A 14,057-nucleotide genomic window follows, 5' to 3' on the forward strand; every position below is an offset into this window, starting at 1 on the left:
TTATCTCATTCCTTTTTTTACTTCAGAAATAAAGTACAAGGATCCTGTAATCAAAAGCAGATCCCGCTCAGTCAACCGCGAGGCCTGCTCACGAATCCATTTTTCCCACTGAAGAACAGTTGCCTTTTGTTGATGAGTGGAAAGGTCCGCCAACTGTTCCGCCGCTGCCGCGCGCGGAAAATCAAACGTGGTAAACGTGATCGTATGCGCGAGCTCATCAAGCAGCTGAATCATCCGCTCAAGCGGCTTGTCTGTCAGCGCGGCGAACAAGACATGGACGCGTTTGTCAGGATAATGGGCGCGCACCGTCTCCACGAGCGAGCGAATCCCGGCTTCGTTATGGGCGCCGTCAAGGATGATGAGCGGACTATCGCTCACCTGCTCAAACCGGCCGGGCCAAGCGGCTGTGGCCAGCCCATCGGCGATATGCTCCGGCTCGATTAAAAACGAATAGCCAAGGCGCAACAATTCTGCCGCCATCACCGCCACCGCCGCGTTTTCGACTTGATGGGCGCCGGGCATTTGAATGCGCAAATCGCGGTATTCGGCAAACGGCGTGACAAGCGAAAACCGCTCCCCTTCCACCGTCGTCTGCCGGTCGGAAACGGTGAAATCGACGCCGAGACGATATGTTTTTGCTTTCCGCTCCGCCGCCGTCTTGGCGATCACCTCCCACGCCTCGGGCTCGTTGACCGCTGTCACAAGCGGTACGCCCGATTTGATGATTCCCGCTTTCTCCGCCGCGATTTGCCCAAGCGTATCGCCTAAAATGTTCATATGATCGTAGCTGACGTTTGTAATGACAGAAACGAGCGGATAAATGATGTTGGTTGAGTCCAAGCGGCCGCCGAGCCCGACTTCAATGAGCACGATGTCTTGAATGTTCTGTTTTCCAAAATAATACAGCATCATCGCCGTGATCACTTCAAACTCGGTCGGTCCGCCAAACTCTGTTTGTTCCAACTCATCGGCAAGCGGCTGAATGACTTGCACGAGCTCGACGATCTCTTGATCGGAAATCGGTTCGCCGTTGATGCTGATTCGTTCGTTAAACTGCTCGACATACGGCGAGGTGAACGTGCCGACCGAATAGCCCGCCGCCTGCAAAATCGAGCGCAAATAGGCGACCGTTGACCCTTTGCCGTTCGTTCCCCCGATATGGACGGCGCGGACGCGGCGTTCCGGGTGGCCGAGTTGTTCCATCATCCATTCCATCCGTTTCAATCCCGGTTTTATGCCGAGCCGCAGCCGCCCGTGAATCCAAGCGACTGCTTCTTCATACGTTCGAACCATGTTCATCGTCCTCCTTTTTCCATTGGTGTCTTGCCGCCCCCTGCAGGCTTCATGCGGCAGATGCGCCACACATCGAGAAGCGTGGCGAAAGCGAGTATATGTTGACAACAAACCCCTTCTCAGAATATGACAAACCTTCCATCATGATCCATCGAAAAAGACGAATCCACAGGAAAGCGGATTCGTCTTCATCATAATCAACCGCCAGATCGTTTGTCTACCGTTTGAGCTCGGCGAGGCGCGCCTTGACGGCTTCGCGTTTTTCGATGTAATCTTGCCGCTTGCGCCGCTCTTCTTCGACGACATGAGCCGGCGCTTTCGCCAAAAAGCCTTCATTCGCCAGTTTCTTTTCGACGCGCTCGACTTCTTTGTTCCATTTGTCAAGCTCTTTTTCAAGCCGCTTCATTTCTTCCTCAATATTGATCAATCCTTCAAGCGGCATGATGAGCTCGGCGCCGGTGACGACCGCCGTCATCGCTTTGTCCGGCGCGGGAACGTTTGTATCAATCAAGAGCTCGCTCGGGTTGCAGAACCGCTCAAGATAGGCGCGGTTTTTCATGAGCACCGCCCGCACTTGTTCATCTTTCACCTTAATATAGAGCGCAATCGGCTTGCTCGGCGGCGTGTTCACTTCGGCGCGGACGTTGCGGACGGCGCGGATGATGTCGACGAGCATCCGCATTTCTTCCGCGGCTTCTTCGTTCGACAGCTCAGGGCGCACTTGCGGCCACGGAGCGACGGTGATCGATTCGCCTTCATGCGGCAAGTTTTGCCAAATTTCCTCGGTAATGAACGGCATGAACGGGTGAAGCAGGCGCATCGTGTTGTCGAGCACATACGCCAACACGGAGCGCGTCGTCTTTTTCGCCGCTTCGTCGTCACCGTAAAGCGGCAATTTCGCCATTTCAATGTACCAGTCGCACAAGTCGTCCCAAATAAAGTTGTACAGCGTACGCCCCGCTTCGCCGAATTCGTATTTCTCAGCGAGCTTCGTCACCGTCTCGATCGTTTCGTTGAGACGCGTTAAAATCCAATGGTCGGCGACCGTTTTTCCGCCGCTCAAATCAAGCTCCTCGTACGTCATGCCGCCCATGTTCATCAGGGCAAAGCGCGAGGCGTTCCAAATTTTGTTAGCAAAATTCCACGTCGCTTCGACTTTTTCTGTGCTGAAGCGCAAGTCTTGCCCCGGCGAGCTGCCGGTCGCCAAGAAGTAACGGAGCGCATCGGCGCCGTACTGGTCGATCACATCCATCGGATCGACGCCGTTGCCGAGCGACTTGCTCATTTTCCGCCCTTGGGCGTCGCGGACGAGGCCGTGGATGAGCACGTCTTTGAACGGACGCTTTCCGGTGAATTCAAGCCCTTGGAAAATCATGCGCGACACCCAGAAGAAAATGATGTCATAGCCGGTGACAAGCACATCGGTCGGGTAGTAGCGCTTGTAATCCGGCGAGTCGGTATCCGGCCAGCCCATGGTCGAGAACGGCCAAAGCGCTGAACTGAACCATGTGTCGAGCACATCGGGGTCTTGTTCCCAGTTTTCGATGTCTTTGGGCGGCTCATGGTCGACGTACACTTCACCCGTTTCTTTATGGTACCAAGCTGGAATCCGGTGCCCCCACCAAAGCTGGCGCGAGATGCACCAGTCGCGGATGTTTTCAAGCCAATGCAAATACGTTTTTTCAAACCGTTCCGGCACGAACTGCACTTTGCCGTCCGTTTGCTGCAGCTTGATGGCGGCTTCGGCGAGCGGCTTCATTTTCACGAACCATTGCGTCGACAAATACGGTTCAATAACCGCGCCGCTCCGTTCGCTATGACCGACTGAGTGCACGTGCTCCTCGATTTTAAAGAGGACGCCTTGTTCTTGCAAATCGCGGACGATCTGCTTCCGGCATTCAAACCGGTCAAGCCCTTGGTATTGCAAGGCGTTTTCGTTCATCGTGCCGTCTTCGTTCATGACGAGAATGCGCGGCAAGTTGTGGCGGTTCCCGATTTCAAAGTCGTTCGGGTCGTGCGCCGGCGTAATTTTGACCGCCCCAGAGCCGAACTCCATGTCGACGTACTCATCGGCAATGATCGGAATTTCGCGGCCAACGATCGGCAGTTTCACCATTTTGCCGATCAAGTGCTTGTACCGCTCGTCATCCGGATGCACGGCAACGGCCGTATCGCCGAGCATCGTCTCCGGACGGGTCGTCGCCACTTCGATGAAGCCGGAGCCGTCGGCGAGCGGATAGCGCATATGGTAGAGCGCGCCTTTCACTTCTTTATAAACAACCTCAATGTCCGACAACGCGGTTTTCGTCACCGGATCCCAGTTGATGATGTATTCGCCGCGGTAAATGAGCCCTTTCCGGTAGAGCGAGACGAACACTTCGCGCACCGCTTTGGAAAGCCCTTCGTCAAGCGTAAACCGCTCGCGCGTGTAATCAAGCCCAAGCCCTAACTTCGCCCATTGACTGCGAATATGGCCGGCGTATTCTTCCTTCCACTTCCACGTTTCTTCTAAAAATTTTTCCCGGCCTAAATCGTAGCGCGACAGCCCTTGCTGGCGCAATTTTTCCTCGACTTTCGCCTGGGTGGCGATGCCGGCGTGATCCATTCCCGGAAGCCACAAAACGTCATACCCTTGCATCCGCTTCATGCGCGTAATGATGTCTTGCAGCGTCGTATCCCACGCATGCCCTAAGTGCAATTTGCCGGTGACGTTGGGCGGCGGGATGACGATCGTAAACGGTCGTTTGTTCGGATCACCGGTCGCTTCAAAAAATTTTCCTTTCAGCCACCATTCGTAGCGCCCGGCTTCAACGGCGCGATGGTCGTATTTCGGCGGCATCGACACTTCGTGCTGTGCCATGTTTCATTTCCCTCCTTCAACTTGATGGACAATGCGGCCGACGGCGGCTTCCCACTAAGCAATGCCGCACAGCCGGCAAGCAAAAAAGCCCCTTTCATCCGAAAAGGACGAAAGGAGCTGCTTTCGCGGTACCACCTTTTTTCTTAAGCCTAGAAGGCTGGTGATGAAGAGAACCGCAACACGGCCAACCCACCGGTGAAACATCGGCTGGCGAGCCCACAATCAGTTTGGTTGACCGGCCTTCTAGAAGCTTAAGCGCTTCATTGGCATAACGGCATGATGCCGGCTTCCTCTACTCGGCAGCAGCGCCTTTCAAAGAAGCAGCTCAAGGGCGACCTTCCAGCAGCCGTCATCCTAGGAAATCTCGCAGCTTCTGATTCCCCTCTCTGCAGGCGCGGACCGCTGTACTCCTCCCCGTCTTCGCTTTTGTCGTCATGATTCGATTATTATACTACCATTGTCCATCATCTTTGCCAAGTTTTTATTTATTTATTCCATCCGTGTGCATTTGGTGACAAACCATCGCACGTTTCATATTGTATAGTAAACCGGAGAAGGAGGGAATGTCGATGCGGCGATTCAACCCGTATTCGTGGCCGCCGTGGCTGAGGCAAGTGCGCGCCGTCTGCGCCCAAGTGATCATCCCGCTCACCATTTTTCAAGCCATTCGCACCATTTTTTTGCCGACGACATTTGATGTCATTTTATTGGCCATCTTCGTTTTCATTGCCGTGGCGCTCCATCTGGAATGGATTTAGTGCGACGCCGTTTTGTTTGGGCTGCATTCAAAACCCATTTAATCATTGCTGCTTTCATCCGCCGGCGGTTCGTTGTCTACCGCTTCTTCCTGCTGCCGCACGGCGTCGCGTTGGACAAGGTGCATCACGAGCGCCTCCATATTTTTGAACGCCAAATAACGACACTGCAACGCGGCCACATATTCCCGTTCGTTCCGCTCGTTCCGCGAAGCGGCCTCATACCGCTCCAAACAGCGGACAAACCCACGCGGCTCCGCCAAATGGCTGTATAAAAACGCCCGCTCCCCGTCGGACAGCGGCAGCTCCTTCTCGTACTCCTCCATTCCTTCAAGCCACTCGCGCCCAAGCGGCGGCATTGTCTGTACGTGAAAACGGAGCGCGGCGATCACATCAAAGAGCGGCGAATTCCAATGCGCCCGCTCCCAACTGATCCAATACGGCGGGATATAGTGGGAGAGGCGCGCTTTGCCGTGCACCCAAGCGATGCGCCATTGCTTCGTCTCTTTGAGCGTCTCTTCCCACACATCGAGCCGTTCTTCAGCGAACGAGTACGCGCGCATCACCTCATGGAAATAGGTGCAGCATTGGAGCTGAAACGGAGACATGTACCACGCCGCTTCGTACCGCTCAATTCGTTCTTCCCACACCGTCCGCGCCCGTTGCCATTCGTCCTTTTTTTTCTTTCGGTACGCCGCCGCCTCTTCCTCACTCACCTCGATCGTGCGGACGGTGGCGCGATGGAGGCGGGCGAGCTCGCGAAAAAAGGCGTCCGCCGCATCCTTCTCCACCTTTGATTCGCCGTCATGCCATGCTTGCAAATAATAAAGACGGCCGCCTTCTGTGGCAAACAGCGACCGCCGCCGCGTCAGGTAAAGCGGGAGACAACGGGGGCCGCCATGCTGAAGAGACTGCCAAACGGCGGCGGCTTCTTGCTCGCTTTCAAGCGTCTTTAAAGCGAAAACGCCGCGGTTCGTGTATACCTTGACGGCTTTGCCTCGCTGCTCCATGCGCACTGGACGAAGCCCATACTGGACGAGCACAGCATCATATCGGTCAGACTGTGCGGCCATCGTTACGCCCCCTTATCGGCAAAAGAAACGGAAAGCGTCCCTTTTATGAGAAAGGACGGCTTCCCGCCATGGCCGGAATATACAAAAGCTGCCCCTCGTGCACGTCATCTGGGCTTTCCAAATCATTGGCGCGCAAAAGCTGCGAGACGGTCACATCATACCGTTCGGCAATCTTGTCCAATGAATCTCCTTGCTGGACGATGCAAATTTTCAGTTTCGTAAACTCTTCCGCCTCGCTTTTCGCAAACAGTTTCGTCAAGTAAAGCGCATTTTCGCTTTTTGTTTTCGTTTCTTCTTCCTCTTCTTCCTCAACCGCCTTTTTCGCCGCCCCGATCGATACCTTCGCCTCAGTTGGCGGCAGCAGCGAAGCGATGTCTTCCTCCGTCTGTGCGCTGACCGTCTTCGTTTCCGTCTCAAGCGGCAAAAACGGCTCTTTGGCCTCCTCTTCTTCCTCAGCCTCCGTTTCTTCATGACGCATGGCGGCTGGCTCCATGACGGAAACCGTCGTTTCGCCGGCGGCAAAAGCCGGCTGTTCATCCGCCTCATCGGCGAGATCATCCACGGAAGCAAACGCTTCCTCACCGGCCGCTTCCTTGCGGGCGATTGATTCAAACGGGGCAAACAGCGGCTCATCGTCCTCCTCATCGTCCGGCAAATCATCGCCAAGCGGCGCTTCACTGATGCCGCTGATCGAAATGTCGGCCGTGATCAGCAATCTTCCGTTTTCATCCAAATCATAATCAAACGATTCAACTGTCACGTACACATCCTCAAGGGAACGAATGCGATTTTTTGGAATCGTAATATCGATTGGAAAACGGTGTGACAGTTCGCTGATCCCGTCTTCGCGCACCGAAATGTGCTGAATGAACCGATAACCAGCCAGCTCAAACACGTCGTCATCCGCTTCAGCCTGCCCTTCGCCCGCTTGGCGGAATTCGCCGCTCAACTCAAGCGCGCCGCGGATCGTAATGTATTGGTCGTACTCATCGACGGAAATGACCGGATCAAGAGAAATGGATAAAAACTCGGCGACTTCCTGTCCCCTTTTAAACCAGACCGATTCTTCCAATGAAAAACGCAAATACGATTGCTCCAACCGAGCCTCCTCCTTCCGTCCCTTCGGCAAATGGTTTCTATGACATTATCCATTGTATGAACGAAAACGAGGCGGTATGATAAAAAATTGGGCTGCCGACGGTCGGCAGCCCCTTTCCTTATCCGCGCAGACGGGCAAACACCCGCCTAGCAGCGGCAATCGTATATTCAATATCATCATCACTGTGCGCCGTCGACAAAAACAGCCCTTCAAATTGCGACGGCGGCAGGAAAATGCCTTCATTCGCCATTTCCCGATAATAGGCGGCAAACAACTCCAAGTCGGACGTTTTCGCTGTCTCGTAGTTGACCACCGGCTCGTTCGTGAAGAAAAAGCCGATCATCGACCCAGCGCGGTTGATCGTATGCGGGATGTCGTATTTCTCTGCTGCCTGATGAAGCCCATCCGCAAGGCGCGCCGCTTTGCGGCCAAGCTCTTCGTACGTTTCCGGCGTCAGCTGGCGGAGCGTCTCGTACCCGGCCGTCATGGCGAGCGGATTGCCGGAGAGCGTGCCGGCTTGGTACACCGGCCCGCTCGGCGCGACAAGCTCCATGATCTCGGCTTTGCCCCGTACGCCCCGACCGGCAAGCCGCCGCCGATCACTTTGCCAAGGCACGTCAAATCCGGCTCAATGCCATAATACCCTTGGGCGCAGTGGTAATCGACGCGGAACCCGGTCATGACCTCGTCGAAAATCAATAAGGCTCCGTATTGTTTCGTCACCTCGCGCAGCCCTTCCAAAAAGCCAGGCACTGGCGGAACGACGCCCATGTTGCCGGCGACCGGTTCGACGATCACCGCGGCGATGTCTTCGCCAAACCGCTCAAACGCATAGCGGACGCTGTCCAAATCGTTGTACGGCACCGTGATGGTATGCTGGGCGACCGATTCCGGCACGCCCGGGCTGTCCGGCAGGCCGAGCGTCGCCACGCCAGAGCCGGCTTTAATGAGCAACGAATCGCCATGGCCATGGTAGCTGCCTTCAAATTTGATAATTTTGTTGCGCTTCGTGTAGCCGCGCGCTAAGCGGAGGGCGCTCATCGTCGCCTCGGTGCCGGAGTTGACCATCCGCACGATTTCCACCGACGGCACCCGCTCGATGACGAGCTTAGCGAGCTCATTTTCAAGCAATGTCGGAGCGCCAAAGCTCGTCCCTTGTTCCGCCACGCGCTTCAACGCTTCCACGACCTGCGGGTTGGCATGCCCTAAAATGAGCGGCCCCCATGACAGTACGTAATCAATGTACTCATTGCCGTCAATATCGTAAATTTTCGCTCCTTGGCCGCGCGCCATAAAAATCGGCGTCATCCCGACCGACTTGAAGGCGCGCACCGGGCTGTTCACCCCGCCCGGCATCAATTTCACCGCTTCTTCGTATGCTGCCTTTGACCGTTCATAGCTCCGCATCATTCCGCCCTCCTCTCTATTCAGCCAGCCAGCGGGCGACATCTTTGGCAAAATACGTAATGATCAAATCCGCGCCCGCCCGTTTCATCCCTGTCAACATTTCCATGACGACCGGCTTCTCATCGATCCAGCCGTTTTGCGCCGCCGCTTTGACCATCGCATACTCGCCGCTCACGTTATAGGCGACAAGCGGCAACGGAAAACGGTTTTTGACGTCGCGGATAATATCCATGTAGGCAAGCGCTGGCTTCACCATCAAGAAATCAGCGCCTTCTTTGACATCCGACTCCGCCTCGCGAAACGCCTCAAGGCGGTTGGCCGGATCCATTTGGTACGTCTTCCGGTCGCCAAACTGCGGCGCGCTGTCGGCGGCATCACGGAACGGGCCGTAAAAAGCCGAAGCGTATTTGATGGCATACGACATGATCGGCACATACTCAAACCCTGCTTCATCAAGCCCACGGCGAATGGCGGCGACAAAGCCGTCCATCATGTTCGACGGCGCGATGATGTCGGCGCCGGCTTGCGCTTGGCTCACCGCCGTTTTGGTGAGGAGCTCGAGCGACGGGTCGTTCAGCACGCGCTCGTTTTCGACGACGCCGCAATGGCCGTGGCTCGTATATTCACATAAACACGTATCCGCAATGACGACTAGATCTTTGTGTTCGGCTTTGATTTGGCGGATCGCCCGCTGAACAATCCCTGTTTCGCAATACGCCTGCGAACCGACTTCATCTTTTTCATTCGGCACGCCAAACACCATGACGGCGGGAATGCCAAGCTTGGCGATGTCGTCCACTTCCTCGGATAAGCGGTCAAGCGATAAATGGTAAACCCCTGGCATCGACGGCACTTCCCGCTTAATGCCGCTTCCCTCGACCACAAACAGCGGATAAATGAGATCCTCGACGCGAAGATGCGTCTCACGCACCATCGCCCGAATCGCAGCCGTTTGCCGCAGACGGCGATGGCGGTCAAATGACAGTGCCATTCATCGTCCCTCCATGGAAAAATATTGTTCCATCGCTTTGATTATACCATCCGTGGTGTAATCCGTCGGACAAATATGGACCGGAATGCCCGCCCGCTCAGCCGCTTCTTTCGTCACCGGTCCGATGCAGGCGACCGCAACACCGGAAAGAAGGGCATCCGCTTCTTTGTCGAGAAGGCGGACAAGGCTGTCAACCGCCGACGGGCTCATCAAGGTGACCGCATCAAGCTCCCGCCGGCGCAGCAGCGACAACAACCGCTCCCGGCCGCTTTCATCAGGCTCGGTCTCATACACCGTGAGCTCGTCGACCGCGGCGCCGGCGTTTCGCAACGCCTCAGGCAAGGTCGGGCGCGCCAAATTGCCTTTGACAAACAGCACCCGGTCGCCTTGTTTGACGCGCGGCATGAGCAAGTCAGCCAGCCGCCTAGCGGTGTAATCATCCGGCACGAGCGCCGGGGAAAGACCATGCTCGGCGAGCGCCGCCGCTGTTTTCCGGCCGACGACAGCGATTTCCGGAAGCGGACGCAGCAACGAAACATATGGAAAAAAGAAGCGGACGGCGTTCGCGCTTGTGAAAATGAGCCAATGGTATTCGCCAAGCCGCTCAACCATAGAAGCGATTTCTTCCGGCGCCGCCGGTCGGATGGCAATGAGCGGGATCTCGACCGGCACGGCGCCGACAGCGCGCAGCTTGGCAGAAAATGACGCGGCCTGCTCTTTGCCGCGCGTCACGAGCACCGTTTTGCCGGCGAGCGCGCTGTGTGTCATGATTGGCTCAACTCCTGTTTCACCCGCTCGATGAGCGCTTTCGCCCCTTGTTCGATCAAGACAGCGGCCGCCTGCCGGCCGACGGCCTCCGGATCGGCGCCCGTGACCATTTCTTTATACTTTTCTTTGCCATCCGGGGAGGCCACAAGCGCAGTAAGGCGCACCGCCCCCCTTCGACTTCCGCATAGCCGGCAATCGGCACTTGACAGCCGCCTTCCATTTGCTGCAAAAAGGCGCGCTCCGCCCGAACAGCCCGTTCGGTTCGCTCATCGTTCAGGCGGTGTAACCATTCGCGCAGCTCCTCATCGTCTTCACGGCATTCCACAGCGAGCGCCCCTTGGCCGACCGCCGGGACGCAAATGTCCGGCGACAAGTAGTCGCTGATCACCTCATCGCTCCAGCCCATGCGCGCCAGGCCGGCGGCCGCCAGCACGATCGCATCGTACTCTTCGCTTTCGAGCTTCGCCAGCCTTGTGTCAATATTGCCGCGAATCCATTTGATCGTCAAATCCGGGCGATAGGCAAGCAGCTGCGCCGAACGGCGCAAGCTGCTCGTGCCAATGACCGACCCAGGCGGCAAGTCGGAGAGCATCCGGTTTCCTTTGCTGACAAGCACATCGCGCGCATCTTCGCGGCGCGGAACCGCACCGATCACCAAACCTTCGGGCAGCACAGCCGGCATATCTTTCATGCTATGGACCGCCATATCGATGCCGCCGGTGAGCAGTTCATGCTCGATCTCTTTCACAAACAGCCCTTTTCCGCCCACTTTGGAAAGCGTGATATCAAGGACGCGGTCCCCTTTTGTGACGATTTCTTTCACCTCAAACGTAAACGGCGCCCCGAGACGCTTCAATTCGGCGATGACCCAGTTTGTCTGGGTCAAGGCAAGCTTGCTGCGCCGCGAGCCAACGACAATGTTCCGCATCTCGTTCCACCTCAATTACGAATACCAAAAATGAAATTTTGACAAACTACCAAACAAGAAAAAGTTGACAAGCAAAAATAAAAACGAACCGATATTCCATAGCGCGATCGCCTTCCCTTGCATCTGCCGGACGGCTCGCTTGTAAAAATAGACGCCATAGACGAGAAGAACGACAAACGACCCGAGCACTTTCGCATCATACCAATGGAAATGGTCGATTTGAATATACGCCCAAATCACGCCAAGAATGAGCCCTAATAACAACATAGGCAAGCCGAGCGCATTTAAAACATACGACAAAAAATCAAGCCGCGACAAATCCGCCATGCGCCAAAGGCGCGCTCCCCACTTTTTCTTTTTCAGCAAACTGTACTGCAACATGTAAAGCACCGAAAACAGAAACGACAGCGTAAACGCCGCATACGCTCCGAGCGAAAGGGTGATATGGATGATAAGCAGCTCCGAAACGAGCCGCTCCGCAACAGCCGGCGACTGAGAAGACGGTGCGAACGTATGAATGGCCAAAATAAAAAAAGCAAGCACGTTCGTAAAAAAGACGATGAAATCGACGCGCAGCAGCCGATTGATGACGAGCGACAGCGTAATGAGCAGCCAAGCGTAAAAATAAAGCCCTTCCGACATCGTTAAAATCGGAAAGCGCTTCGTCTCCATGATGCGGGAAACAAACGTCACGGTCTGCAAAAGCCACACAATAGAAAGCAACCAGAAGGCGATGTCGTTCGCCTTCCGGTTTTGTTGCAAAAAATCGATGAAATAGAATAGGATCGAAGCGATGTAAAGCAAAATAGACAACTCATACAACAGCGCCACCATCCATCCCACCTTACAGCTGCCATGATGGGCGGGCGGCACGGACCGCTTCCGCGTCTTGTTCATCGCATTGCACGGATTTCGCCTGCTCTATATGCCGCTCGGCTTTCACCGCATCTTCGATATTGAAAATTTTCATAAACAGCAAAAGCGCCTCCTCGGCATTCGGGCCGGCGGCGAGTTCCTTCGCCTGCAAAATCGGATCGCGGAGCAGCTGGTTAATAATGCTTTTCGTATGCTTATTCAACACTTTCCAGTCGCGCTCCGACAAATGCGGCAGTTTCCGCTCCAAACTTTTCATCGTTTCCGCTTGGATGGCCAGCGCCTTTTCGCGCAATGCGGCAATGACTGGCACGACGCCGAGCGTCTGCAGCCATTGGCTGAACGCCATCAGTTCCGCTTCGATCATCATTTCAATGCGAGCCGCTGCCTTTTGCCGTTCCGCCAAGTTGGCCGCCACCACATCTTGCAAATCGTCAATGTCGTACAAAAACACCGTTTCCAAATCAGCCAACGCCGGATCCAAATCGCGCGGCACCGCGATGTCAACCATAAAGAGCGGGCGGCCTTTGCGCATTTTCTCAAGCGGCGCCACCATTTCCTTCGTCAAAATATAGCCTTTGGCTCCCGTCGAGCTGATGACGATATCCGCTTCCAGAAGCGCACACGACAGCTCACTGAGCGGCTTCGCTTCGCCGGCAAACTGCTTCGCAAGCTGTTTCGCTTTTTCAAGCGTCCGATTGACGACCGTCACCTTCCCGACGCCTCTGCCGTACAAGTTTTGCGCCGCCAGCGTCCCCATTTTGCCGGCCCCGATAATCAAGACGTGCTTGCCGGCAAGGCGGCCGAAAATCTTCTTCGCCAGCTCAACCGCCGCATAGCTGACCGATACAGCGTGCGCACCGATGCCCGTTTCCGAGTGGGCGCGCTTCGCAAACGTCACCGCCTGCTTGAACAGATGATTGAAAATCGTGCCGCTCGTCCCGACCTCTTGAGCGAGCAAATAGCTGTCTTTCACTTGCCCTAAAATTTGCGTTTCCCCAAGCACCATCGAATCAAGGCCGGCCGCCACGCGGAACAAATGCTTGATGGCCGCCTCTCCTTCAAGCACACGCAAATACGGAGCAATCGCTTCCACTTTGACGCCAAACCATTCGGCTAAAAATGCTTTCATATAGTAACGGCCGGTATGCAGTTGATCAACCACTGCATAAACTTCCGTCCGGTTGCACGTCGAGACGATCACATTTTCGAGCACGCTTTTTTGCTTGGCGAGCTGTTTCATCGCCGCACCGAGTTCCGCTTCCGCAAACGCGAGCTTTTCGCGGATTTCTACAGGGGCGGTTTTATAGTCGACGCCAACGACTACGATTTGCACGATGCCAACCCCTTATTGACCGAATCCCTTTTATCATTATATCACAACCGTCCATCGTTCTGGTTTAAAAAAATTGTGAACATGCCTTCAAAGCTATGCTAAACTGTAGACAGTGATCATTCTATCATAAACATGTCCAAAAGGGAAACGGAGGACGCGACGATCATGAAAACCCGAACGGTATTCGCCGGCATCTTACTCATTGGCCTCGGACTGTATTTTCTCGCCGGACAGATGGAATCCCCCTTTTCCATTTCTTCCAAGGGTGGCCGGCCTTGCTTGCCATTTGCGGCGCGGCTTTGCTTGGCCAGGCGCATTCAGCGCGCGAATATGCTTACCTTTTCCCCGGCTTTCTTTTACTCGGATTTGGCGTTGAGTTGCTCCTTGCGAGTGCATTTTCGGCCTGGCCCCGCGGCGTGAACATGTTTTTTTTCCTCATCGCGCTCGCTTTTTTCGCCAGCAGCCGCAAACAAAAAGGCGGGGCCGGCTTTGGCGTGCTTTTTTTGCTTCTCGCTGTCGTGCTGACGTTTTCCGGGCGCGGCCAGCCATTCTTTCACCTCGTCCAAGCCGGACTTTCCTCTGTCTGGAAGTTTTGGCCGCTCGGACTCATCGCCATCGGTGTCTATATATTATGGACTAGGCGAAAATAACCTTGGAAGTGAAAACACCAGCGG

Annotated in this window: 9 protein-coding genes, 3 pseudogenes and 1 other annotated feature; of the genes and pseudogenes, 2 read left to right on the top strand and 10 right to left on the bottom strand. The window is 55.3% G+C overall.

What is annotated here, in order from left to right:
• Positions 1 to 1,293 (bottom strand): bifunctional folylpolyglutamate synthase/dihydrofolate synthase, encoded by a 1,293-nt coding sequence (locus tag A0V43_RS11050; RefSeq protein ID WP_063193089.1) that lies wholly within the window; start codon positions 1,291 to 1,293, stop codon positions 1 to 3.
• Positions 1,294 to 1,510: 217 nt separating this feature from the next.
• Positions 1,511 to 4,153, bottom strand: coding sequence for a valine--tRNA ligase (locus A0V43_RS11055; RefSeq protein ID WP_063193090.1), 2,643 nt, complete (start codon positions 4,151 to 4,153; stop codon positions 1,511 to 1,513).
• A 100-nt stretch (positions 4,154 to 4,253) separates the two neighbouring features.
• Positions 4,254 to 4,583, bottom strand: a binding site (T-box leader).
• Between the two features lie 139 nt (positions 4,584 to 4,722).
• Between A0V43_RS11055 and A0V43_RS11060 the strand changes: the two genes are divergently transcribed.
• Positions 4,723 to 4,911: a hypothetical protein gene (locus tag A0V43_RS11060; RefSeq protein ID WP_011232115.1), complete on the top strand. Its 189-nt coding sequence runs from the start codon at positions 4,723 to 4,725 to the stop codon at positions 4,909 to 4,911.
• A gap of 38 nt (positions 4,912 to 4,949) precedes the next feature.
• On the opposite strand, the gene ysxE is transcribed toward A0V43_RS11060, so the two are convergent.
• The 8 genes and pseudogenes from ysxE to hemA form a co-directional block, all read right to left on the bottom strand.
• Positions 4,950 to 5,981, bottom strand: a complete 1,032-nt coding sequence (gene ysxE / locus A0V43_RS11065; protein WP_063193091.1) for a spore coat protein YsxE — start codon at positions 5,979 to 5,981, stop codon at positions 4,950 to 4,952.
• A 43-nt stretch (positions 5,982 to 6,024) separates the two neighbouring features.
• The gene (gene spoVID / locus A0V43_RS11070) at positions 6,025 to 7,080 is read right to left on the bottom strand and encodes a stage VI sporulation protein D (protein ID WP_063193092.1); all 1,056 of its coding nucleotides are present in this window, start codon (positions 7,078 to 7,080) and stop codon (positions 6,025 to 6,027) included.
• Positions 7,081 to 7,198: 118 nt separating this feature from the next.
• Positions 7,199 to 8,487 (bottom strand): annotated as a pseudogene (hemL, locus tag A0V43_RS11075) (glutamate-1-semialdehyde 2,1-aminomutase).
• A gap of 16 nt (positions 8,488 to 8,503) precedes the next feature.
• The gene (hemB, locus tag A0V43_RS11080) at positions 8,504 to 9,478 is read right to left on the bottom strand and encodes a porphobilinogen synthase (RefSeq protein WP_013144588.1); all 975 of its coding nucleotides are present in this window, start codon (positions 9,476 to 9,478) and stop codon (positions 8,504 to 8,506) included.
• Positions 9,479 to 10,246, bottom strand: a complete 768-nt coding sequence (locus tag A0V43_RS11085) for a uroporphyrinogen-III synthase (RefSeq protein WP_063193093.1) — start codon at positions 10,244 to 10,246, stop codon at positions 9,479 to 9,481. It abuts the gene before it with no gap.
• Positions 10,243 to 11,174: pseudogene (gene hemC / locus A0V43_RS11090) on the bottom strand (hydroxymethylbilane synthase). The gene A0V43_RS11085 and the pseudogene hemC overlap by 4 nt, the downstream one beginning before the upstream one ends.
• Positions 11,175 to 11,189: 15 nt before the next feature.
• Positions 11,190 to 12,008 carry a cytochrome c biogenesis protein gene (gene ccsA / locus A0V43_RS11095; protein WP_013144585.1) on the bottom strand — a complete coding sequence of 273 codons (819 nt, stop codon included), beginning with the start codon at positions 12,006 to 12,008 and terminating at the stop codon, positions 11,190 to 11,192.
• A gap of 10 nt (positions 12,009 to 12,018) precedes the next feature.
• Positions 12,019 to 13,383 carry a glutamyl-tRNA reductase gene (gene hemA / locus A0V43_RS11100; protein ID WP_063193094.1) on the bottom strand — a complete coding sequence of 455 codons (1,365 nt, stop codon included), beginning with the start codon at positions 13,381 to 13,383 and terminating at the stop codon, positions 12,019 to 12,021.
• Positions 13,384 to 13,548: 165 nt separating this feature from the next.
• On the opposite strand from hemA, the pseudogene A0V43_RS11105 reads away from it, so the two are divergent.
• A pseudogene (locus A0V43_RS11105) lies at positions 13,549 to 14,033 on the top strand (LiaI-LiaF-like domain-containing protein).
• The last annotated feature ends 24 nt before the right edge of the window (positions 14,034 to 14,057 follow it).

This window comes from Geobacillus sp. JS12 (assembly GCF_001592395.1).
Classification (GTDB): Bacteria; Bacillota; Bacilli; order Bacillales; family Anoxybacillaceae; genus Geobacillus; species Geobacillus zalihae.